21 protein-coding genes are annotated in these 20871 nt (G+C 74.2%); 11 read left to right on the top strand and 10 right to left on the bottom strand.

The window, feature by feature from the left end; translation table 11 throughout:
• Nucleotides 1-21: 21 nt before the first annotated feature.
• The gene (locus tag K304_RS0121605) at nt 22-2241 is read right to left on the bottom strand and encodes a SpoIIE family protein phosphatase (RefSeq protein ID WP_027765408.1); all 2220 of its coding nucleotides are present in this window, start codon (nt 2239-2241) and stop codon (nt 22-24) included.
• A 161-nt stretch (nt 2242-2402) separates the two neighbouring features.
• Here K304_RS0121605 and aspS point away from each other — a divergent pair, with 161 nt between their 5' ends.
• Together aspS and K304_RS0121595 are read left to right on the top strand one after the other, a co-directional pair.
• A complete protein-coding gene (gene aspS, locus K304_RS0121600) occupies nt 2403-4181 on the top strand; it encodes an aspartate--tRNA ligase (RefSeq protein WP_027765407.1) in 1779 nt (592 codons plus the stop codon).
• Nucleotides 4182-4407: 226 nt separating this feature from the next.
• Nucleotides 4408-5583 carry a hypothetical protein gene (locus K304_RS0121595; protein ID WP_486591767.1) on the top strand — a complete coding sequence of 392 codons (1176 nt, stop codon included), beginning with the start codon at nt 4408-4410 and terminating at the stop codon, nt 5581-5583.
• A 157-nt stretch (nt 5584-5740) separates the two neighbouring features.
• Here K304_RS0121595 and metG read toward each other — a convergent pair whose 3' ends face one another.
• Both metG and K304_RS30580 read right to left on the bottom strand, forming a co-directional pair.
• The gene (gene metG, locus K304_RS0121590) at nt 5741-7342 is read right to left on the bottom strand and encodes a methionine--tRNA ligase (RefSeq protein ID WP_027765405.1); all 1602 of its coding nucleotides are present in this window, start codon (nt 7340-7342) and stop codon (nt 5741-5743) included.
• 42 nt (nt 7343-7384) lie between these two features.
• Nucleotides 7385-9454 (bottom strand): elongation factor G, encoded by a 2070-nt coding sequence (locus tag K304_RS30580; RefSeq protein WP_051308702.1) that lies wholly within the window; start codon nt 9452-9454, stop codon nt 7385-7387.
• A 193-nt stretch (nt 9455-9647) separates the two neighbouring features.
• Between K304_RS30580 and K304_RS0121580 the strand changes: the two genes are divergently transcribed.
• Nucleotides 9648-9866 carry an EF-hand domain-containing protein gene (locus K304_RS0121580; protein ID WP_027765404.1) on the top strand — a complete coding sequence of 73 codons (219 nt, stop codon included), beginning with the start codon at nt 9648-9650 and terminating at the stop codon, nt 9864-9866.
• Between the two features lie 132 nt (nt 9867-9998).
• On the opposite strand, the gene K304_RS0121575 is transcribed toward K304_RS0121580, so the two are convergent.
• Genes K304_RS0121575 through K304_RS30570 form a run of 3 tightly spaced genes read right to left on the bottom strand, consistent with a single transcriptional unit; the run spans nt 9999 to nt 11721 of the window.
• Nucleotides 9999-10373: a hypothetical protein gene (locus tag K304_RS0121575; RefSeq protein WP_027765403.1), complete on the bottom strand. Its 375-nt coding sequence runs from the start codon at nt 10371-10373 to the stop codon at nt 9999-10001.
• Nucleotides 10370-11056 carry a hypothetical protein gene (locus K304_RS30575; RefSeq protein ID WP_051308701.1) on the bottom strand — a complete coding sequence of 229 codons (687 nt, stop codon included), beginning with the start codon at nt 11054-11056 and terminating at the stop codon, nt 10370-10372. Before K304_RS30575 ends, K304_RS0121575 begins: the two co-directional genes overlap by 4 nt.
• The gene (locus K304_RS30570) at nt 11047-11721 is read right to left on the bottom strand and encodes an RNA polymerase sigma factor (protein ID WP_078529503.1); all 675 of its coding nucleotides are present in this window, start codon (nt 11719-11721) and stop codon (nt 11047-11049) included. Before K304_RS30570 ends, K304_RS30575 begins: the two co-directional genes overlap by 10 nt.
• A gap of 248 nt (nt 11722-11969) precedes the next feature.
• Here K304_RS30570 and K304_RS0121560 point away from each other — a divergent pair, with 248 nt between their 5' ends.
• The 4 genes from K304_RS0121560 (at nt 11970) to K304_RS31855 (ending at nt 14549) form a co-directional block, all read left to right on the top strand.
• Complete coding sequence (locus K304_RS0121560) at nt 11970-12512, top strand: Asp23/Gls24 family envelope stress response protein (protein ID WP_027765402.1); 543 nt, start codon at nt 11970-11972, stop codon at nt 12510-12512.
• Nucleotides 12513-12664: 152 nt separating this feature from the next.
• Nucleotides 12665-12847 (top strand): hypothetical protein, encoded by a 183-nt coding sequence (locus tag K304_RS0121555; protein ID WP_027765401.1) that lies wholly within the window; start codon nt 12665-12667, stop codon nt 12845-12847.
• A complete protein-coding gene (locus K304_RS30565; protein WP_051308700.1) occupies nt 12844-13947 on the top strand; it encodes a DUF6286 domain-containing protein in 1104 nt (367 codons plus the stop codon). Before K304_RS0121555 ends, K304_RS30565 begins: the two co-directional genes overlap by 4 nt.
• A complete protein-coding gene (locus K304_RS31855; protein WP_158687403.1) occupies nt 13944-14549 on the top strand; it encodes a hypothetical protein in 606 nt (201 codons plus the stop codon). Before K304_RS30565 ends, K304_RS31855 begins: the two co-directional genes overlap by 4 nt.
• 123 nt (nt 14550-14672) lie before the next feature.
• Here K304_RS31855 and K304_RS30555 read toward each other — a convergent pair whose 3' ends face one another.
• A complete protein-coding gene (locus K304_RS30555) occupies nt 14673-15137 on the bottom strand; it encodes an ATP-binding protein (RefSeq protein ID WP_051308796.1) in 465 nt (154 codons plus the stop codon).
• A 242-nt stretch (nt 15138-15379) separates the two neighbouring features.
• On the opposite strand from K304_RS30555, the gene K304_RS0121535 reads away from it, so the two are divergent.
• Nucleotides 15380-15715: a YnfA family protein gene (locus K304_RS0121535; RefSeq protein ID WP_027765400.1), complete on the top strand. Its 336-nt coding sequence runs from the start codon at nt 15380-15382 to the stop codon at nt 15713-15715.
• A gap of 2 nt (nt 15716-15717) precedes the next feature.
• On the opposite strand, the gene K304_RS0121530 is transcribed toward K304_RS0121535, so the two are convergent.
• From K304_RS0121530 to K304_RS0121520, 3 genes are read right to left on the bottom strand one after another with little or no spacing between them, the layout of a single operon-like run.
• Complete coding sequence (locus tag K304_RS0121530; RefSeq protein WP_078529501.1) at nt 15718-16626, bottom strand: 5-oxoprolinase subunit C family protein; 909 nt, start codon at nt 16624-16626, stop codon at nt 15718-15720.
• On the bottom strand, nt 16623-17351 hold the full coding sequence (locus K304_RS30550; protein WP_051308698.1) for a 5-oxoprolinase subunit B family protein: 729 nt from the start codon (nt 17349-17351) through the stop codon (nt 16623-16625). Before K304_RS30550 ends, K304_RS0121530 begins: the two co-directional genes overlap by 4 nt.
• Complete coding sequence (locus K304_RS0121520) at nt 17348-18160, bottom strand: 5-oxoprolinase subunit PxpA (protein WP_027765398.1); 813 nt, start codon at nt 18158-18160, stop codon at nt 17348-17350. The genes K304_RS30550 and K304_RS0121520 overlap by 4 nt, the downstream gene beginning before the upstream one ends.
• Before the next feature lie 80 nt (nt 18161-18240).
• On the opposite strand from K304_RS0121520, the gene K304_RS0121515 reads away from it, so the two are divergent.
• The 3 genes from K304_RS0121515 (at nt 18241) to K304_RS0121505 (ending at nt 20869) form a co-directional block, all read left to right on the top strand.
• Nucleotides 18241-18966: a GntR family transcriptional regulator gene (locus K304_RS0121515; protein ID WP_051308696.1), complete on the top strand. Its 726-nt coding sequence runs from the start codon at nt 18241-18243 to the stop codon at nt 18964-18966.
• A gap of 200 nt (nt 18967-19166) precedes the next feature.
• On the top strand, nt 19167-19904 hold the full coding sequence (locus K304_RS0121510) for a DUF969 domain-containing protein (protein WP_027765396.1): 738 nt from the start codon (nt 19167-19169) through the stop codon (nt 19902-19904).
• Nucleotides 19901-20869 carry a DUF979 domain-containing protein gene (locus K304_RS0121505; protein WP_027765395.1) on the top strand — a complete coding sequence of 323 codons (969 nt, stop codon included), beginning with the start codon at nt 19901-19903 and terminating at the stop codon, nt 20867-20869. The genes K304_RS0121510 and K304_RS0121505 overlap by 4 nt, the downstream gene beginning before the upstream one ends.
• Nucleotides 20870-20871: the final 2 nt, after the last annotated feature.

The raw sequence follows: 20871 nt of genomic DNA, 5'->3' as shown, positions 1-20871 counted from the left end.
GCGCGGTGCGGCCCCGGCGGGTCAGCCGTGGACGGTGCCCGCCTCGCGGAGCTCGAACCAGGTGCACTTGCCGTCGCCGCGCGGCTCCACGCCCCACGCGTCGGCCAGTGTGTCCAGCAGCAGCAGGCCGCGTCCGGAGGAGGCCAGCTCGCCGGGGCTGCGGCGGTGCGGCAGCTCGTCGCTGGAGTCGGTGACGTCGACCCGCAGCAGCCGCGTCCCGGGGTCCCCGCTGATCTCGGCCACCATCAGCGCGTCGCCGTCGGTGTGCACCAGGACGTTCGTGAGCATCTCGGAGAGCATCAGCACGGCGCCGTCCGCCTGGTCGCCGTCCTTCCAGTCGTGCAGCAGCCCGCCGAGCTGGTGCCGTGCGTCGGCGATGCGCGCGGGCTCGGCCTGCGCGACGGTCAGGACGCTGCGCCGGGCCGGCGGCGCGGCGACCGTCCCCCCGGGCCCGAGCGGGTCCCCCTCGCGGCACAGCAGCACGAGCGCGATGTCGTCGTCGCGCCGGTCCGCCAGCGGCCCCGTGGTGTGGTGCGAGGGCGGCCCGTGCACCGCGTTCACCACGGCGTCGGCCAGCCCTTCGAGGCCCTGCTCGGGCAGCGGGTGCCCGGCGACGACCTGCCGCAGCCGTTCCCAGCCGCTCTCGATGTCGTGGCCGCCGGTCTCGATGAGCCCGTCCGTGCACAGCAGCATCGTCTCGCCGGGCTGGAGGACGAGGCGGGTGGTGGGGTAGTCCGGGTCGGCCGTGATGCCGAGCGGGATGCCGCTGGCGGTCTGCCGTACCAGCATCGCCGAGTCGGGGAGCCGGATCGCCGGGTCGAGGTGGCCGGCGCGGGCCACGTCGACGGTGCCGGTGCGGGGGTCGATCTCCAGGTAGAGACAGGTGGCGAAGCGTTCGTCCGCCACCGTTCCCGGTGTCCCGGCGGAGGCCCGGTTCAGCCCGCTCAGGAAGCGCGAGGCGCGGGAGAGCACCCCGTCCGGGTGGTGGCCCTCGGCGGCGTACGCCCGCAGCGCGATCCGCAGCTGCGCCATGATCCCCGCGGCCCGCACGTCGTGGCCCTGCACGTCGCCGACGACCACCGCCGTCCGCCCGGACGGCAGGCTGATCACGTCGTACCAGTCGCCACCCACCTGGAGGCCGCCGCCGGTGGGCACGTAGCGCGCCGCGAGCCGGAGGCCCTCCACCGCCGGACGGTCGGTGGGACGCATCATGCGCTGGAGGTCGTCGGCGAGCTCGCGTTCGCTGTCCTGCACGTACGCCCGCGACAGCGCCTGCGCGAGCATCCGGGCGACGGTGCTGAGCACCGACCGCTCGTCGGGGGTGAAGGCGACCGGCTCGGCGAAGCCGGCCATCCACGCGCCGATCGTCCGCCCGCCGACGATCAGCGGCAGGAACGCCCACGACGCACGGCCGAACGGCTCGGCGAGCGGCCAGGTGGTGGGGAAGCGGCTGCGGTAGGCGTCCGGACTGGGCAGGTAGATGGCCCGGCCGGTGCGCACCACCTCGGCGGCGGGGTAGTCGGTGTCCAGGGGCATGTCCAGGAAGGGCCCCTCGTCGCCGGGCGACTGCCCGTGGTGGCCGATCACCGAGAGCCGGTCGCCCTCCACGCCGAAGACGCCCAGTCCGTCGGGGGTGAAGCCGGGCATGGACAGGGCGGCCGCGACGCGCAGCACCTCGCTGGTCGAACGGGCCTCGGCCAGTGCCCGTCCGGCGTCCAGCAGGAACGCCTCCCGGGAACGTTTCCACTCCCCGACGACCTCGAGCGCCCGGCCGTCGATCTCCCCGTCCGGCTCGGACGGCGCGTCGGAGCCCTCCGGCACCGGAGCGACCTCGCTGATGGTGCCGATCACCTGGAGCGCCCCGGGAATCCCGGCCTCGCCCGGCGGGATGACGCCGGGCCGCCCGGCCGGCTGGTCCGCGGTCTGGACGCCGACGGGCCGCAGCCGCACGCGTACGGACCGCAGCACGGTCCCGGCGGGGCAGACGACGCGCAGGACGCCCTCCGCCAGCCGCCCCTCGGTGAGGGCGAGCGTCGCCATCCCCTGGAGGCGGACGAAGTCGACGGCGTGCACCCGCCCCCGCACGGCCGCCGCGCCGAGGGTGACGGTGCCGCTGCTGGAGGGCGGGGAGGGGAGACCGAGGAGCCGCGCGGCCCGTGCGTCCAGGGTGACGGTCTGGGAGCCGCCCTCCCACCGCCAGACGCCGGTGCCCACGGCCGTGAGTACGTCCTCCGTGCGCATTGCCCTACTTTATGCAGATCCGTGAAAAGCGTGCGAGTGAGCCACTCGGGGCGCGGTAACCTGAGAGGCGTTTCCCTCAGCCAGAAATCCCGGCGGGAACCCCTGCGACGAGCGTGCGTGCACCGGCGTACGCCACCACGCCCCGACGACTTGGATGAATGATGCATCGGTACCGGTCCCACACCTGCGGCGAGCTCCGTGCCACGGACGTCGGCTCCGACGTCCGCCTCAGCGGCTGGCTGCACAATCGGCGGAACCTGGGCGGCATCCTCTTCATCGACCTGCGCGACCACCACGGCATCGTGCAGCTCGTCGTCCGGCCCGAGCGGACCGACGTCGTCGAGCGGCTGAGCTCGCTGTCCAAGGAGAGCGTCATCCGCGTGGACGGCGGCGTCGCCGCCCGCGGCCAGGAGAACGTCAACCCCGAGCTGCCGACCGGTGAGATCGAGGTCGAGGTCACCGAGGTGGAGGTGCTCGGCGCGGCCGAGCAGATCCCGTTCACCATCAACGCCGACGACGGCGTCAACGAGGAGCGGCGCCTGGAGTACCGCTTCCTCGACCTGCGCCGCGAGCGCATGCACCGCAACATCATGCTGCGCTCGGCCGTGATCTCCTCGATCCGCCGCCGGATGACCGACCTGGGCTTCAACGAGATGGCGACGCCCATCCTGTCCGCCACCTCGCCCGAGGGCGCCCGCGACTTCCTGGTGCCCTCCCGGCTGCACGCCGGCCGGTTCTACGCGCTGCCGCAGGCACCGCAGCAGTTCAAGCAGCTGCTGATGATCGCGGGCTTCGACAAGTACTTCCAGATCGCGCCCTGCTTCCGCGACGAGGACGCCCGGGCCGACCGTTCGCCGGGCGAGTTCTACCAGCTCGACGTGGAGATGTCCTACGTCGAGCAGGAGGACGTCTTCCGGGTCATCGAGAAGGTGATGACCGACGTCTTCGAGGAGTTCGGCGACGGCCGGCACGTCACCTCGCCGTTCCCGCGCATCCCGTTCCGGGAGGCGATGCTCAAGTACGGCTCGGACAAGCCGGATCTGCGCACCTCCCTCGAACTGGTCGACGTCAGCCACGTCTTCGCCGGCAGCGGCTTCAAGGCCTTCGCCGACAAGCACGTCCGCGCCCTGGCCGTGCCGGACACCGCCGACCAGACCCGCAGGTTCTTCGACCAGATGGGCGAGTTCGCGCAGGAGCACGGCGCAAAGGGCCTGGCCTGGGTGCGGGTCGGCGACGACTCGACGCTCACCGGCCCGATCGCCAAGTTCCTCACCGAGGACGACACCGCCGCCCTGCTCTCCGCCGTCGACGGCAAGCCCGGCACGGCGGTCTTCTTCGGCGCCGGGGAGTTCGACGAGGTCTCCAAGATCATGGGCGCGGTCCGCGTCGAGGCCGCCCGCCGCACCGGCAACTTCACAGAGAACGCCTTCCGGTTCTGCTGGATCGTGGACTTCCCGATGTTCGAGAAGAACGAGGACACCGGCGAGATCGAGTTCTCCCACAACCCGTTCTCGATGCCGCAGGGCGGCCTGGAGGCGCTGCGCACCCAGGACCCGCTGGATGTGCTGGCCTGGCAGTACGACATCGTCTGCAACGGAGTCGAGCTGTCCTCCGGCGCGATCCGGAACCACGAACCCGAGGTGATGTTCGAGGCGTTCGGCATCGCGGGCTACTCCAAGGACGACGTCGAGCGCGAGTTCGGCGGCATGCTGCGGGCGTTCCGCTTCGGCGCCCCGCCGCACGGCGGCATCGCCCCCGGCATCGACCGCATCGTCATGCTGCTGGCCGACGAGCCGAACATCCGCGAGACCATCGCCTTCCCGCTCAACGGCAACGCGCAGGACCTCCTGATGGGCGCGCCGAGCGAGGTCGAGGAGGCCCGCCTGAAGGAGCTGCACCTCTCGGTGCGCAAGCCCCCGCAGGCCCGCCCCGCGGAGTAGTTCCGCGCCCGCCGGGTCTCTCCCCGGCCGCGCTCCCAGGGCCGTGCCCCGCTCGTGCGGGGCACGGCCCTGAGGCGTTCCCGGTGCTGCCGTACGGCGGTGCGCGGGTACGCCGAGCCGGCCGGCCGGTACGGTGTGCGCGCCGGAGGGCCGGGGCATGCATGGGGACGACGTCCCCCAGCCCCGCCCGCCCACCGGGGCCCTGCTCACGAGGAGCTGGTCCCGCATGCCCACCCGTCGTCCACACCGGAAGGGGCGCGTCCTGATCTCCCTGGCCCTCGCCTGCGCCGCCGCCCTCTCCCTCGCCCCCGGCGCCGCCGGCACGCCCCGCCGCGCACCCGTCGACGCGACCGCGGCAGCCGGTGGCGACGCCGGCGTCCCGCCCGGGGTGACGGCCGGCATCGCCGTCTTCGACCGTGAGACCGGCACGTTCACCGAACGCCACAACGCCGACCTGCGCTTTCGTTCCGCCTCCGTCGTGAAGATCATGCTGGCGCTGGACTATCTCTGGGACCGGGGGCCCGACTACGACGTCCCCGAAGCGGAGCGGTCCCGCCTGGAGGGCATGCTGCGCAGCAGCCACGACGGCGCCGCCAGCCACTACTGGTCCACGCGCGGGGGCAGCGCGATCATCGACCGCATGGTGCCGCGCCTGGGCCTGACCGGCACCGCCCCGCCGCCCGCCTCGCACCCCGGCTACTGGGGCTACACGGCGATCACGGCCGCGGACACCGTGCGGGTGTACCGCCACCTGCTGGACGAGGCCCCCGCGCCGGTGCGGGACCTCGTCCTGGGGCACCTGCGGGCGGCCACCCGCTGCGCGGCCGACGGCTACGACCAGTACTTCGGCGTCGCGTCCGCCTTCGAGAGGCCCTGGTCGCTGAAGCAGGGCTGGTCCGGGTTCGACTCCGGCGGCTGCACGGCGGCCGAGCGGGAGGCCGAACGCGCCCGCGAGCGCGAGGCGTCGCACGCGAGCGGCATCGACCTGGTCAGCGAGGCGCTGCACAGCACGGGCACCGTCGGCGCCGACGACCGCACGGTCGTCGCCGTGCTCACGCTGCACGAGGACGGCACGCCGTACGGCACCGCGTACGCGCGGCTGACCCGGCTGGTCGACTCCCTCGACGTCCCGGGGGCCGTGCGTCCGGCCGGTGCGTGGTTCCCCACCTGGGGCTCGGACGTACGGGTCCGCGCGGCGGCGACCACGGACTCGGCGGTGGTCACCACGCTGCCCGCGGGCGTGGAGGTGCTGGTCGGCTGCCAGCGCCGCGGCGAACGGATCGACGTGCCGCCGCACTCCAGCGACTGGTGGGCCTACCTGCCGCAGTACGACGGCCATCTGACGAACGTCTTCGTCGACGTGCCGGAGGAGAAGCTGCCGGGCGTCCCCGACTGCGCGTAGCCGCACGGCTGGTGCGTCACGTCGCGGCTGTCGACCTGCGGTCGACAGCGAGTGGCCCGGCCACGAGAAGCGGCTGGGCCGCACCACCGCGGGGGTGGTACGGGCCCAGCCGTCGTACGGGCGGCGCGTCCGCCGTCGTGTGCCCTCAGCCGGCGCCTCAGTCCTCCAGGCGGGGGAAGAGCACCGCGCCCTTGGTGACCGTGGAGCCCGCGGGGAGCAGGTCCCAGCGGCCGGCGTCCTGCACGCGCTGGTCGGCGAGGGCGCCCAGCGACGCCTCGGCGCCGAGCGAGTCCCACAGCTTCTGCGAGGTCTCCGGCATCACCGGGTTCAGCAGCACCGCGCACGCGCGCAGCGACTCGGCGGCGGTGTAGAGGATCGTCGCCAGCCGGGCCTGGGCCTCGGCGGAGTCGTCCTTGGCGACCTTCCACGGCGCCTGCTCGGTCAGGTAGCCGTTGACCTGCTTGACGAAGTCGAAGACGGCCGCGATGCCGCCCGCGAAGTCCAGCTCGTCGCCGATCCGCCGGTCGGCCTCCGCGACGGCCGTCTCCAGGCCCTCGCGGATCGCCTGCTCGTCCGCACCCGCCGAGGTCGCCTCCGGCAGCGCGCCGCCGAAGTACTTGCCGACCATGGCCGCGACCCGCGAGGCGAGGTTGCCGTAGTCGTTGGCGAGTTCGCTGGTGTAGCGGGCGGAGAAGTCCTCCCAGGAGAACGACCCGTCGTGGCCGAAGGAGATCGCGCGCAGGAAGTACCAGCGGTAGGCGTCGACGCCGAAGTGCTCGGTGAGCTGCTGCGGGGAGATGCCGGTCAGGTTGGACTTGGACATCTTCTCGCCGCCGACCATCAGCCAGCCGTTGGCGGCGATCCTGTGCGGCAGCGGCAGACCGTTCGCCATCAGCATGGCCGGCCAGATCACCGCGTGGAAGCGGAGGATGTCCTTGCCGACCAGGTGCACGTTCGCCGGGAAGGTGCCCTCGAACTTCTCCTGGTCGGAGCCGTAGCCCACCGCCGTCGCGTAGTTGAGGAGGGCGTCGATCCACACGTAGATGACGTGCTTGTCGTCCCACGGCACCTTGACGCCCCAGTCGAAGGTCGACCGGGAGATGGACAGGTCCTCCAGCCCCTGCCGCACGAAGTTCACGACCTCGTTGCGCGCGGACTCGGGCTGGATGAAGCCCGGGTTCTGCTCGTAGTGCTCCAGCAGCTTCGGGCCGTACTCGGAGAGCTTGAAGAAGTAGTTCTCCTCCTTCAGCATCTCCACCGGCTTCTTGTGGATGGGGCAGAGCTTCTGGCCTTCGAACTCTCCCTCCCCGTCCAGCAGTTCACCGTAGGACTTGTACTCCTCGCAGCCGACGCAGTACGGGCCCTCGTAGCCGCCCTGGTAGATCTCGCCCTTGTCGTACAGGTCCTGGACGAACTCCCGCACGCGGTCGGTGTGCCGCTTCTCGGTGGTGCGGATGAAATCGTCGTGCGCGATCTCCAGGTGCTCCCAGAGGGGCTTCCACGCCTCCTCGACGAGCTTGTCGCACCAGTCCTGCGGACTGACGCCGTTCGCCTCTGCGGTGCGCATGATCTTCTGACCGTGCTCGTCCGTGCCGGTGAGGTACCACACCTTCTCGCCCCGCTGGCGGTGCCAGCGGGTGAGCACGTCGCCTGCGACGGTCGTGTAGGCGTGGCCCAGGTGCGGAGCGTCGTTCACGTAGTAGATGGGGGTGGTGACGTAGTACGCCTTCCCCTGTTGCTCAGTTCCAGTGGCCGCCATGCGCGAAATCCTAACGGCCCATCGCCGTCCCCCTCGCACCGTTCACCCTCCGTGACCGGCGGTGGACCCGGGGCCCGGCCCGTGAGCGCCCGCCGTCCCCGTGCCGGTCCGGCGCACGACCCGCAGCAGGTACTGCTTGCGGTCCAGGGGATCGTGGTCCGTGCGCGGCCGGGCCGGAGGTGCGCCGCGCACCGGCTCGTACCGGGCGAAGGACGACTCCAGCACGCCCTCGCCGCGACTGAGGGTCGGCAGCCGCCGCTGCAGCGTGTCCACCCGCGCCGCCGGCACGTCCCCCTCCAGCACCGCCGTCCCGTCCCCGGTGCGGGTCGAGCGCGGCACGCCGCCGAGGCGGGCCAGCAGCGACAGCACCGCCCCCGCCGTGTCCGCGGGCGCCTCCAGCCGGAACCCGTGCACGGGCTCGCACACCCGCGTCCCGGCCCGCCGCAGCGCGTCCATCAGCACCAGCGGCGTGAGGTTGCGGAAGTCGCCCGCGGTGCTCGACATGGACTTGTCGAAGACCGCGTGCGCGTGGCTCTGCCGCGGCCAGTAGCCCGAGTGCGTCATGGTGACCGTGCAGTCCGGCACGCGCCAGCCGTACAGGCCCTGGCCGAGGGTCTCCCGCACGGTCTCCTCGACCGCGGCGAAGAACGCGTACGGCATGGACCCGAGTTCGACGCCCAGCCGGAAGCGCACCCCCGCGCCCACCGGCGCCGGTTCGACGCGCAGCCCGACCGTGGCGAGGAACGGGTTGGGGCCGGTGTCGATGATCTCGTGCGCCGCGCCGCATCCGGCGACCCGCTCCACGCACAATGTGGTGGTGCGGCGGAAGGTCACCGCGATGCCGTGCTCGTCGGCGAGGGTCGCCTCCAGTACCTCCTTCTGCACCTCGCCGTAGAGCGAGACGTGCGTCTGACCGGTACGCGGGTCGTGCCGCAGGCCGATCAGCGGATCCTGCTCGGCGAGCTGCGTCAGCGCGACGTGCAGCGCCCGCCGGTCCCCCGGGCGGACGGGCGCGACGACCGTCTCCAGGGTGGGAGGGGCGAAGTGGCGTTCGGCGGTGCCGGGAGGCGGAACGCCCAGCGCGTCGCCGATCCGTACGCCCTCCAGGCCGCGCACACGGCCGATGTGCCCGGCGGCGACCGCGTCCCGGGGGACCGCCTCGCCCTCCTCGAAGACCTCGACGCCGGTGACCTTGCCCTCCGGCAGCTCCTCGGTGCCGTCCGCGGCGGCACCGAACGGCACCCGGTCGCGCACCCGCAGCGTGCCGGCGGCCATCCGCACGTACGCGAGGCGTTCGCCGCCCGGGCCGCGCCCGACCTTGAACACCGAGCCGGAGACCGGCCCCTCCGCCTCACCCCGCGCGGCGGGCAGCAGGGTGCGGACGCCCTCGGTCAGGGCGCCGACACCGGCGCCGGTCACGGCCGAGCCGAAGAACACCGGGTGCACCAGCGCCCGCCCGGTCTGGTCGGCCAGCGCACCGCGCAGCCGGTCGTGCGGCAGCCGTCCGTCGGCGGCCACGTACTCCGCCAGCAGCGTCTCGTCGTGGCGGGTGAGTACGTCGGCCAGCCGCTCGCCGAACGCCGCGTCCGACGGGCCGTACGGGAGGAACCCGGCGTCCGCGCTGCCGGCCGAGGGCACCGCGCCCATCGGCACGGCAGTGCGCACCAGCCGCCGGGCGATGCCGTCGAGGGTGCCGTCCGGGGAGGCACCGCGCCGGTCGGTCTTGTTGACGAACAGCAGCGTGGGCAGGCGCAGCCGTCGCAGGGTGCGCATCAGCACCCGGGTCTGCGCCTGCACCCCCTCGACGGCGGAGACCACCAGTACGGCGCCGTCGAGCACGTGCAGCACCCGCTCCACCTCGGCGATGAAGTCGGGGTGGCCAGGGGTGTCGATCAGGTTGACGGTCAGGTCGTCGGCGAGCCGGAAGGAGACGACGGCGGAGCGGATGGTGATGCCGCGCTGCCGTTCCAGCGCGAGGAAGTCGGTGCGGGTGCTGCCGTCGTCGACGCGGCCGACCGTCTCGACGACCCCGGCGGCGTGCAGCAGCCGCTCGGTCAGGCTGGTCTTACCGGCGTCGACATGGGCGAGGATTCCGAGGTTGAGCGTGGGCACGTGGCGTCATGTCCTTGGTGAGGGCGGAGTGGGCCTGCTGGAGGGACATGGACGCTCGCCGCACGGTGGTCTCCTTCTGCTCGACGGGTGGCACGTGCCGTGTGCGGTGGAGTAGAGCAGGACGCGGGAGGGGCGGCAACGGGATTTCTGTAGGGTGAGCGCGTCATCGATACCGAGCGGGGAGGGTGAAGGAATGGCCGACGCAGCCGAGGTGCGCAAGGCGTTCGACAAGTTCGATCACGACGGCGACGGGTTCATCACCGCCAAGGAGTTCCACCGGGCCATGGCGGACCTGGGGGACGTGCACTACACCGAGTCCATGGCGCAGGCCGTGATCAACCAGAAGGACGGCAACGCCGACGGCAAGCTGTCCTTCGACGAGTTCCTGGAGATCCACACCGGCGCCCGCTGACGCGGCCGACGACCTCACCCGGACGAGGGGCCGGCAGGCGGAACGCTCCGCCGTCGGCCCCTCGTCCGTGCGGAACGCGTCTCAACCCCGGGCGTGGGAACGGGCACGTGCGACCCGGGTGGGCCGGCCGCGTCAGGCGATGTCGGTGACGGTCACCGCCACGGTGACGTCCGCGTCCGCCGCCGCAAGCTCGCCGCGTACGGCGTCGGCGACCGCCGTACGCACCGCGCGGGTCACGTCCAGCGCCCGGTGGCCGTCCAGGACGGCGAGGTGGAGCTCCAGCCGCCACGCTGATTTCTGCGTGCCCTGCGTGCCCTGCCGCCGTGCCCGGACGCCTCCGGTGCGCGGGGCGTCCGCCGCCGGGGCGGTCGTCCGCTTCAGGTAGGGCAGCGCCGTGCCGCGCACCAGCTCGGCCAGCCCGGGGCGGAGGAACGCCACCCCCGGCGCCTCCTCGGCCGCCCGTGCCGCGGCGCGTGTCACCCGGTCCGTCACGTCCTGGTCGCTCACCGCTCGCCCTCCCCGTCGGCCAGCCCGCGCAGGTCGGCGGCGGCGCGTTCCCAGTCCCCGTCCACCAGGACGTCCACCACGGCGACGTCGACCGCCGCCACCTCCAGCCCGACGACGTCCCGGGCCGCCGCCACGATCCGCTCCCGCACCGCGTCCGCCAGCTCCGGGAAACCGCGGCTCAGGTCGGCCGCGACCTCCACCCGCACCCGTACCACCGGCTCTGCGGGCTCCGGGACGATCCGGCAGCTGCCCGCACGCACGCCCCGCAGGCCGTCCACGGCCGTGCGGAACGCGCGCGCGGCCGCCGCCTCGACGATCCACGCCTCCTCGTCGGGCTCCCCCAACGGCAGGCTGCGGCCCGGGCGAAGCTCCCGCCGCACGATGTCCATCACGCGCCCCGTGACCGCGTCGGCGGTCCGTGCGCCGTCGGCACGGCCGTCCGCCCGCCGCTCCTCCTCGTCCGCGGTGCGGGCGGTGCGCACGAAGTCGTCCAGCATCCGCAGCCCGTGCAGCGCCGCCGTGCAGTGCGGGCAGGCCGCGTAGTGCGGGTCGCCCGTCGCCCGGTCCTCGTCCCAGGCGTCCCACACCTCCTGGAGCGTGCGGCCGCAGGGAAGCAGCTCGGTGCCCTCCGCCGGTCCGGCGTCCGGGTCCGGGTTCGACCCGGAGTCGGCGCTCAACGCCATGCGCTCATCGCCTCCGTCAGGTAGCGCCGCACGCGGAAGATCCGTCCCCGTACGGCCTGGTGGCTGATGCCCACAGCCTTCGCGATCTCCTCGTAGCTCAGGCCGTGCAGCTCCCGCAACACCCAGCACGCGCGCTGCTCGGGCGTCAGGTCCGCCAGCACCCGGGACAGCGAGCGCAGTGCGGCCTGCGTCTCGGCGGCCCGGGACGGCGAGGACTGGTGGTCGGGCGCGACCGGCTCCGGCACGGAGTCCAGGTCGGCGGTCGGCCTGCGGGACCGCAGCTGGTTCAGGCAGCGGTTGGTGACGATGCGGTACATCCAGGTGAGGAACGCCGCGTCGCCGCGGAACTCCGGCAGCCGGCGCCAGGCGCTGACGAACGCGTCCTGCACGGCGTCCTCCGCGTCGCTGCGGCTGCCGAGCAGCCGGTGCGCAAGGGAGAGCAGGACCGGGGTGTGCCGCCGCACCAGCGTCTCGAAGGCCTGCTCGTCGCCCTCGCCCGCACGGGCCGCGAGGAGCGCGTCCTCGGACGGTGCCGCCGCGACGCCCGCCCCGCGGGCGTCCGCCGTACGGCCGGTCCCGCCGCGACGGGGAACGCCGCTGTCGGCCGTACGAGCCGCCGCGCGCTCCGCGCGCGCCGTCCCCTGCGGTTCGGCTCCCTCGGCCACGCACCCGCTCCTTCCACAGCCGTCCCCTTCGTTGGACCCGCCGGCGGCGTCGTCCTCACGTCCCCGGCGGCGTTTTCTCCCGACCGGCCTTCTCCCGGCCCATCTCCCGGCCTTTCCCCGGAGCCCGCGTGACGTTTCCGGCCCCGGCGGTGTCCAACTCATTGTCAGCGAGCCCGGATCGGGGGCAGCGCCCGTGCGGCCCGGCGATCGGGTGACAGCTGAACCCGTAACGGCGAAGGAGAGTTCCCATGACGACGAAAACGCATCCCGGGGCCACCGCGGCCGGCGACGACACCCAGGCGCACGGCGGTGAGCGCGGCCGCGTCCCGGCCGCCGCCGGCTCCCCGGGCGGTTCCACGACCACCGTCGGCGCGGGCGCCGTCGGCCCGGACGAGCCTGCGGGGACCCGCGGCCGCACCTCCGTCGCGGACGTCGTGGTCGTCAAGATCGCCGGGATGGCCGCGCGCGAGGTTCCGGGCGTGTACGACATGGGCGGCGGCCTGTCCCGCACCCTCGGCGCGGTACGCGACCGCGTTCCGGGTGGCCGGCCCAACGTGGCCCGCGGCGTGAAGGTCGAGGTCGGTGAGCGGCAGACCGCACTGGACCTGGACCTGGTCGTCGAGTACGGCGTGCCCATCCGCGACGTCGCCCGCGACGTGCGGGAGAACGTCATCACCGCCGTCGAGCGGATGACCGGACTCGAGGTCGTCGAGGTCAACATCGCGATCGGCGACGTCCACCTGCCCGACGAGGAGGACGAGGAGACACCGGCCGAGTCGCGCGTGGCGTGATCCGGCACGCCCGCCCGACAGACCCGCGTGCGCGCGGGGCGCCCGGGCGGGGGTCCGGGGCCTGGGCGGGCGCCCGTGACGCACGCGGGTCGATGACGCCAGAGCAGCCGACGACGGCAGTGCAGCCGATTGACGGCAGAGAAGGGGAGAGCATGAGCAGGGCATCCTTGGGCCTGCTGGTGGGCATGGCGCTCGGGTTCGCCGGCTGGTTCGGCGGATTCGGCGCGTTCCTGCTGGTGGCCGCGCTGGGAGCGGTGGGGTTCCTCGCCGGACGGGCCATCGAGGGCCGGCTGGACTTCGGTGATGTCCTCGACCTCCGGAGCAGGCGACGGTGAGCGCCCCGGCAGCCGCCGGGGCCGTCGCCCCGCCCGCGGAGCGGGGCGCCGTCACCGTCGCCGACCGGGCCGTCCGCCGGATCGCCGGCCGCGCCGCCGGTGAGGCCGTCGGCCCCGGCGGCTCGGCACGCGCCGCCTCGGCGCACGTGCACGGCGGCCGGGCGCGCGTCGCGGTGGAGGTCGCCCTCCCCTTCCCGGTGGACGCCGCAGCCGTCACCGGCCGCGTGCAGCGCCACGTCCTCGACCGCACCCGGGAGCTGACCGGTCTCACGGTGTCCCGTGCCGATGTACTCGTCGACCGCCTGACGCCCGCCTCCGGCTCGCGCCTGGAGCCGCGGGTCACCTCCTTCCAGGCGGTCGGCGCCCCGCGCCCGGCCGGCCCGGCGCGGCAGCATGCGCCCGGTCGGCCGTGGTCGCCGCGCGGCGCACCCGCTGCGCTGCTCGCCGCAGCGACAGCGGGCGGCTGCCTTCTCGGCCTGTACCTCGCTGCCGTCGGCGCGCTCGGTGTCCCGGCCTCACCGGTCTCCGACCTGGCCGGGCGTCTCGCCGAGCGCGGCGCCGAGGCCCGCGTCTTTGACGCCGCCGCGTTCTCGGGAGCCGTCACCCTCGCCGTGCTCGGGCTCTGGCTGCTGCTGCTCGCCCTCACCCCGGGCGCACGGCGGCGGCTGCGGCTCGTGTCCCCCGACGGCGAGGTGCGGGCGGTGCTGGACCGCCCGTCCGTGGCCCTCCTGCTGCGGGACACGGCCATGGGGGTGCCCGGAATCGCCTCCGCACGCGTCCGTACCGGGCGCAGGCGGGCACGGGTGCGTGCCACCGTCGCCTTCGGCGACCCGGCGGACACCCGCGCGGCCCTCACCGACGCGCTCACGGCACGCCGCGACGCCCTGGGCCTCGCCCGTCCACCCCGGCTGCGGGTGCGCGTCACCCCGTCCCGCTCCTGGCATCCCCCGCACACCGACGGCGACGCGTCCCGGCCGCCCGTCGACGACAGGACCGAAGCGGTGGACGCCGGAACGGCGGACGCTGGTGAGACCCGCGCCCCCGCGCCCGCGGGCGAGGGCGGCAGAGACGTCGACGGCGAAGGGGAGGCCGCGCCATGAGCGGGATGGAGGCCGACCGGACCCGCGGGACGGTGAACCGTGTGCTGCTGGCCGTGACGGGAGCCCTCGCCACGGTCGCGGGCGCGTGGGTCGCGGTCGTCGGCCTGGAGGAGCGCGGCACGGCGCCTCCGTTCCCGCCGCCCGACCTGCACGGCGCCGTCGACGCCGTCGCCCCGGCCCTCGCCCCCTTGCGGGACCCTGCCTGGTGGGCGGTGGCGGCCCTCGTCGCGACACTCGCGGTGGCGCTCGTGGCGGCGCTGTGGTGGCTGTGGGGCCAGGCCGGACCGGGCAGCCCGCGCGCCCTCCCCCTGCCCGGCGACGGAACCGCCACCCGTACCCGGGCGCTCGCCGCGGCCGTCGCAGAGGAGGCCGAGGCGGTGCCCGGAGTGGTCCGCGCCCGCGTACGCCTGGCACGCGGGCGGCGCGGCCGGGTCCGCGCCCGGATTCTCCTCATCCTCGCCCCACACGCCGAGCCCGACCGGGTCCTGCACGGCCTCACCGGGGGAGCCGTCCACGGCCTCCGTACGAGCAGCGGCGCCGCCCACCTCGACTGCGCGGTCCGCCTCCGCCTCCCCTCCCACCGCACCCGCCGCATGCGATGACCGGCGGGATCGGTGGGTGGTCGGGGCGGTGGGTGAGTTCACGTGGCCATGCGGACTCACCAACCGCCCCGACCACCATGGCGACACGTGCTCGCCCCGTCCTCCGCACCGGGCGGTGACCGGCTACGCGGTGCCGGTGCCGGTGCCGGTGCCGGTGACTGTGCCAGTGCCACTGCCGGTGCTGAGGACTGCGCGGACGGTCTTGCCGCCCCGGGGGTGGTCGGTGACGTCCAGCCGTCGTGTCAGGCGGCTGACCAGCGCGATGCCGCGGCCGCTCTCGCCGTCCGGGCCGGTGGCCCGCAGCACGGGGTGACCGGTGCCGTCGTCGTGCACCTCGATGGTGAGCGAGCGCGGGGCCGTGCTCAGGCGGAGCCGGCACCGGCTGTGGCCGTGCCGGGTGGCGTTGGTGACGAGTTCGGACACCACCAGGGTGGCCTCGTCCATGTGCAGGGCGGCCTCCGGGGGCGTACGCGATCCGTTGAGGAATCCGGCGGTGAGGCGTCGGGCCCAGCGGGCGGAGGTGTCCTCCCGAGGCAGTGTGTACTCGACGCGTGCGCTGCGCCTCGTGGGGCGCGTGCTCGCGCGCATGTTCTTCACTCCCCCTCCGTGAGGGTCACGTGCGGTGGCGGTCCGGCGACGTCGCCGGCCCCGGGCCTTCGCATGCACACGACTGATGCCCGCTGACGCGTCGCCCAATCGTCCCGCACCGCACGTCGTGGGGCCGTACACGGGAACTTCACGACTTCTGACGAAACATCCGCTACGCCCGCTTCCGCGGACGGGACGGGCCACCGGCCCGACCCGGTACGGCGGTACGGGAGGATCGGGGCATGACCGTGACACGTTCCGTCGCCCTGTTCCTCCTCGCCGCGCTGCTGGAGATCGGCGGCGCCTGGCTGGTCTGGCAGGGCGTGCGGGAGCACCGCGGGCTGGCCTGGATCGGCGCGGGCGTCGTCGCGCTCGGGCTGTACGGTTTCGTCGCCACGCTCCAGCCGGACGCCCACTTCGGCCGCATCCTCGCGGCGTACGGCGGCGTGTTCGTCGCCGGGTCGCTGGCCTGGGGCATGGTGCTGGACGGCTACCGGCCCGACCGCTACGACGTGCTCGGCGCGCTGATCTGCCTCGCGGGAGTGGCCGTCATCATGTACGCCCCGCGCGGCGGATGACGTCAGCGGGCCCGGCCCGCCGCGGTGAAGCGCACGGGCGTCCCGGGGGCGGCCTGGGCAGCCGCTGCGAGGGCTTCCTCGGGGACGACGCCGACGACCGGGTAGCCGCCGGTCACCGGATGGTCGGCGAGGAACACCACCGGACGCCCCTCCGGCGGCACCTGGACGGCGCCCAGCACCATGCCTTCGCTGGGGAGTTCGCCGTCGCGGGCGCGTTCCAGGCGCGGTCCGTCCAGACGCAGGCCGATGCGGTTGCCGTCCGCGGTGACGCGGTAGACCGAGCCGGTCAGAGTGCCCAGCGCCTCGGCGGTGAACCAGTCGTCGCGCGGTCCGGGGATCAGCGGCAGCACGAGTTCCGCCGGGGGCGCCTGCCAGGGTGCGGCGTCCGGCACGGCGGGCGGTGGCTCGCCGGGTGCGCCGGGGCCCAGGGGGGTGAGGGGGAGGCGGTCGCCGTCGGCGAGCGGGTCCGGTCCGAGGCCGGAGAGCAGGTCGGTGGCCCGGCTGCCCAGCACGGGTTCGGCGGCCACCCCGCCGGCGAACGCCACGTAGGAGCGCACCCCGCGGGCGGCGGGCCCGACGTCCAGCAGCGCGCCGGCCGGCAGCCGCAGCGGCGTGCCCCAGGGCGCGGGGCGGCCGTCGACGGTGACGGGGCAGGGGGCGCCGGTCACCACGACGCGGGCGGGGGTGTGCGCACGCAGCGCGCAGCCGCTGAGCGTGGTCTCCAGGGTGGCGGCGTCGGCGGGGTTGCCGAGCAGGCGGTTGGCGAGCCGGTGCGCGGGCTCGTCCAGCGCGCCGGAACGGGGCACGCCCAGGTGGGCGTGGCCGGGGCGGCCGAGGTCCTGCACAGTGGTGAGCGCGCCCGCCCGCACGACCTCCACCTCCCGTGCCGTACCGGGCTCCGAGCCGGTCACGAGGGGGCCTCAGCCGTGTCGTCGCCGGGCCCCTGGCCCGCCCCGTCCACCGGCTCGTCCACGGGGTTCTCCACGGGCTCGAAGCGGACGCGGGTGCCGGGTTCGAGGAGGGCGGCCGGGCTGCGGCCGGTGTCCCACAGCACGGTGTCCACGGCTGTGCCGACGAGCTGCCAGCCGCCGGGCGAGGAGCGCGGGTAGATCCCGGTGTACGGCCCGGCCAGCCCGACCGCCCCGGCGGGCACCCGGGTGCGCGGCTCGGCGCGGCGCGGCACGTGGTGCTCCTCGTCGAGGCCGGTGAGGTAGCCGAAGCCGGGGGCGAACCCGCAGAAGGCGACCCGGTACTCGGCCGCGGCGTGGACGCGGACGGCCTCCTCCACGCTCACGCCCCACAGGGCGGCGACGTCCGCGAGGTCGGGGCCGTCGTAACGCACCGGGATGCGGACCGCCGGCCGGTCCTCGCGGTGCAGGGGCGGGACCTGCCAGTGCGGCAGGTCGGCGGCGAGCCGCGCGGGGTCGGCGAGCCCGTCGAGGAGGACGGTGCGGGCGCCGGGCACGATCTCCCGCACCGGCGGCAGGCGGTCGTCGGCGCGGCGCCGCAGCAGTTCGGCGTGCAGCGCCTCGGCGGCCTCGCCGGTGGGCAGTTCGACCAGCAGTCCGTGCCGGCCCACGGCCCGTACGACGGGCGGCCCGTGGGGCGGGGCCGACGGGGTCGCGGCGCCGGTCATGCGAAGGCCCGGACGGTGACGCCGGCGTCGGCGAGGGCCTCCCGGACGCGCCGGGCGAGGCGGGCGGCGCCCGGGGTGTCGCCGTGCACGCACAGCGAGTCGGCGCGCAGCCGCAGCAGGGTGCCGTCCGCGGCGGTCAGTTCGCCGTCCCGGGCGAGCGCGACGGCGCGGCGCACGACCTGTTCGGGGTCGTGGACCAGGGCGTCCGGCTCGGTGCGCGGCACCAGGGTGCCGTCGGGGCGGTAGCCGCGGTCGGCGAAGGCCTCGGCGACGACGGGCAGCCCGGCCTCCGACGCCGCGGCGTGCAGAGCGGAGCCGGGCAGGCCGAGGACGGGCAGGCCGCGTGCCGGGGGCCCGGCCGTGGCCGAGGTCGGGGCCGAGCAGGCCAGCCGTACGCCCTCGATCACGGCGGCGGCCTGCTCGGTGTCGCGGACGCACCGGTTGTAGAGGGCGCCGTGCGGCTTGACGTAGGCGACGCGGGTGCCGGCGGCCCGGGCGAACAGGTCGAGGGCGCCGATCTGGTACGCCACCTCGGCGGCGAGCTCCGGGGCGGGCACGTCCATGGCGCGGCGGCCGAATCCGGCGAGGTCGCGGTAGGAGACCTGGGCGCCGACGGTCACGCCGCGCGCGGCCGCCGACTCGCACACCCGGCGCATGGTGAGCGGGTCCCCGGCGTGGAAGCCGCAGGCGACGTTCGCGCTGGTCACACAGGTGAGCAGTGCGTCGTCGTCGGTGAGCTCCCAGCGACCGAAGCCCTCGCCGAGGTCCGCGTTGAGGTCGATGGTCATCGTCCTGTTCGTCCCGTCCATCGCCGCCAAGCTAAGCGATTGTTCAACGATCCGGCAAGGGGTGTGTTGTCACGTTCCGCGTTCTGGGTTTGACTGGGTGCATGACCGCCGAATCCCGCGTGGCGTCCGATGCCGACCTGGATCTGTCGGAACTCGCCGCCGATCGCGCCCTGCTGGGGCGCACCAGCACCGCGGAGCGGGTTGCGGCCATCCTGCGCGAGCGTATCGCCCAGGGGCTCTTCCGGCCGGGCGTCCGGCTCTCCGAGGAGCGGATCGGCGGTGCGCTCGGCGTCTCCCGGAACACGCTGCGTGAGGCGTTCCGTCTGCTCACGCACGAGCGGCTGCTCGTGCACCGGCTGAACCGCGGCACCTTCGTGCGCGTGCTCGAGGCGGCGGACATCGTCGACATCTACCGGGTGCGCCGGCTCGTGGAGTGCGCCGCGGTGCGCGGACTGGAGGAGCCCCCGTTCCCGCTGGAAGGGCTGCGAGCCGCGCTGCGCGAGGGCGAGGAGTCCGCCGAGCGGGGGGACTGGGCGGGCTGCGCCACCGCCAACATCCACTTCCACCAGGCCGTCGCGGGGCTCGCGCAGAGCGTGCGCACCGACGACCTGATGCGCGGCGTGCTGGCCGAACTCCGCCTGGCGTTCCACGTGATGGGCGACCCGCGGCGCTTCCACGAGCCGTATCTGACGCGCAACCGCGAACTCCTCGGGGTGTTGGAGAAGGGGGACGCCGCGGCTGCGGAGCGCATGCTCGGCTTCTACCTGGAGGACTCCCGGCGGCAGTTGATCGAGGCGTACGCCGAGTCGGCCGTCCCCGGAGTCTGAGTCCCTCCGCCTTCGCGAGCTCCCTCGTCCCCGGCGCCGTCTCCACGGTCCCCTCTTCGGCCCCTCTTTCTTTGCCGACCCTTCACTTCAGAGGTGTCGTCCCTCCTCTTGTCGGATCGTTGAACGATCCTCTAGCCTTCCCGGAATTCGCTTCACGCGACCGCTGAGGCGTGTCCCGAGTCAGGAAGGGCCGACGGCGCATGATCGTTCTGCTCGGCGTCCTCGTGGTGATCCTCGGGTTCGCCACGCGACGCAACCCCCTGCTGGTGGTCGGGGTGGCGGGGATCGTCACCGGGCTGCTGGGCGGGCTCTCCCCACTCGGCATCCTCGACGCCTTCGGCGAGGGGTTCGCCTCCAGCCGCGCGGTGACGATCTTCGCAGTCACCCTGCCCGTCATCGGCCTGCTGGAGCGCTACGGCCTCCAGCAGCAGGCCCGCACCCTCATCGGGAAACTCGCCCGGCTCACCACCGGCCGCTTCCTGACCCTCTACCTGTTCGTCCGGCAGCTCACCGCCGCCGTCGGCCTCCAGACCATCGGCGGCCCCGCGCAGAGCGTGCGGCCGATGATCGCCCCGATGGCCGAGGCGGCGGCCGAGCGGCGCAACGGCGGCCGCCCGCTGCCCGCACGCGTGCGGGAGAAGGTCCGTTCGCACGCCGCCGCGTCCGACACCGTCGGCCTCTTCTTCGGCGAGGACTGCTTCCTCGCCATCGGCTCGATCCTGCTCATCACCGGTTTCGTGAACAGCGCCTACGGCACCCACCTGGAGCCGTTGTCGCTGGCGCTGTGGGCCATTCCCACCGCCGTCTGCGCCTTCTTCGTGCACGGCTTCCGGCTGCTGCGCCTCGACGGCCGGCTCGACGCCGAACTGGCTGCCGCCGGCACCGCCGTTCCCGGCCCCCGGGCGGAGACCTCCGGAGACGAGGAGAACGCCAAGTGATCAAGTCCGAGTGGTTCTACTGGCTGGTGGGCGCCGCGTTCCTGGGCATGGCCGTGCAGATGGCGTTCGACCGCACCAACCCCAAGCGCCTGGGCACAGCGGCCTTCTGGGGGCTCATCGGGATCGCCTTCGTCTACAGCACCTGGGTCGAGGACGGCTCCGCGCCCGCCGCGCCGCTGGGCGTCGCGGTCCTCGTCATGATCGTTCTGGGCGGCCTGGGCTTCACCGGGCGCGGGGTGCCCGACACCACCGACGTCAAGCAGCGCGTCGCCCTCGCCGCCCGCTTCCGGAACAGGCTGTTCGTCCCCGCGCTCACCATCCCGCTCGTCGCCGTCCTCTGCGCCGTGCTCGTCCCGGAGTGGAGCATCGGCGGCACCCCGGTCCTGGAGGAGAACAGCGAGACCATCCTCGGCCTCGGCATCGGCGCGATCGTCGCCCTCGGGGTGGGCATGTGGATCCTGCGCGAACGCCGCCCCTCCGTCCCCGTGCACGCCGGCCGCGGTCTGCTGGAGGCCATGGGCTGGGCGTTGCTGCTGCCGCAGCTGCTGGCCGTCCTCGGCTCGATCTTCTCCACGGCGGGCGTCGGCGACCAGGTCCGCCGCATCACCGAAGCGGTGCTGCCGGACGGGCAGTTGCTGGCGGCCGTCGCGCTGTACTGCGTCGGCATGGCCGCGTTCACCGTCATCATGGGCAACGCCTTCGCCGCGTTCCCGGTCATGACCGCCGCCGTCGGCTGGCCGGTGCTCATCGAGCAGATGAACGGCAACCCGGCCGCCGTGCTCGCCGTCGGCATGCTGGCCGGCTTCTGCGGCACGCTCGTCACCCCGATGGCCGCCAACTTCAACCTCGTCCCGGCCGCGCTGCTCGAACTCGAGGACCAGTACGGGCCGATCAAGGCACAGGCGCCGACGGCCGCCGTGATGCTCTGCTGCAACATCGCGATCATCTACCTCTTCGCCTTCTGACC

This window comes from Streptomyces sp. CNS606, assembly GCF_000426325.1.
Note: the sequence above shows the minus strand (reverse complement) of the source record. Positions and strands in the feature narration are given on the sequence as shown.

Excerpts from the sequence above, each read along its gene's own strand:
- K304_RS0121520 (WP_027765398.1), bottom strand. The coding sequence starts at position 18,160 with ATGGACGGGACGAACAGGACGATGACCATCGACCTCAACGCGGACCTC.
- K304_RS0121515 (WP_051308696.1), top strand. The coding sequence starts at position 18,241 with ATGACCGCCGAATCCCGCGTGGCGTCCGATGCCGACCTGGATCTGTCG.
- K304_RS0121560 (WP_027765402.1), top strand. The coding sequence starts at position 11,970 with ATGACGACGAAAACGCATCCCGGGGCCACCGCGGCCGGCGACGACACC.
- K304_RS31855 (WP_158687403.1), top strand. The coding sequence starts at position 13,944 with ATGAGCGGGATGGAGGCCGACCGGACCCGCGGGACGGTGAACCGTGTG.
- K304_RS0121555 (WP_027765401.1), top strand. The coding sequence starts at position 12,665 with ATGAGCAGGGCATCCTTGGGCCTGCTGGTGGGCATGGCGCTCGGGTTC.
- K304_RS0121510 (WP_027765396.1), top strand. The coding sequence starts at position 19,167 with ATGATCGTTCTGCTCGGCGTCCTCGTGGTGATCCTCGGGTTCGCCACG.
- K304_RS30575 (WP_051308701.1), bottom strand. The coding sequence starts at position 11,056 with ATGGCGTTGAGCGCCGACTCCGGGTCGAACCCGGACCCGGACGCCGGA.
- K304_RS0121580 (WP_027765404.1), top strand. The coding sequence starts at position 9,648 with ATGGCCGACGCAGCCGAGGTGCGCAAGGCGTTCGACAAGTTCGATCAC.
- K304_RS0121535 (WP_027765400.1), top strand. The coding sequence starts at position 15,380 with ATGACCGTGACACGTTCCGTCGCCCTGTTCCTCCTCGCCGCGCTGCTG.
- K304_RS30550 (WP_051308698.1), bottom strand. The coding sequence starts at position 17,351 with ATGACCGGCGCCGCGACCCCGTCGGCCCCGCCCCACGGGCCGCCCGTC.
- K304_RS0121605 (WP_027765408.1), bottom strand. The coding sequence starts at position 2,241 with ATGCGCACGGAGGACGTACTCACGGCCGTGGGCACCGGCGTCTGGCGG.
- K304_RS30555 (WP_051308796.1), bottom strand. The coding sequence starts at position 15,137 with ATGCGCGCGAGCACGCGCCCCACGAGGCGCAGCGCACGCGTCGAGTAC.
- metG (WP_027765405.1), bottom strand. The coding sequence starts at position 7,342 with ATGGCGGCCACTGGAACTGAGCAACAGGGGAAGGCGTACTACGTCACC.
- K304_RS0121595 (WP_486591767.1), top strand. The coding sequence starts at position 4,408 with ATGCCCACCCGTCGTCCACACCGGAAGGGGCGCGTCCTGATCTCCCTG.
- aspS (WP_027765407.1), top strand. The coding sequence starts at position 2,403 with ATGCATCGGTACCGGTCCCACACCTGCGGCGAGCTCCGTGCCACGGAC.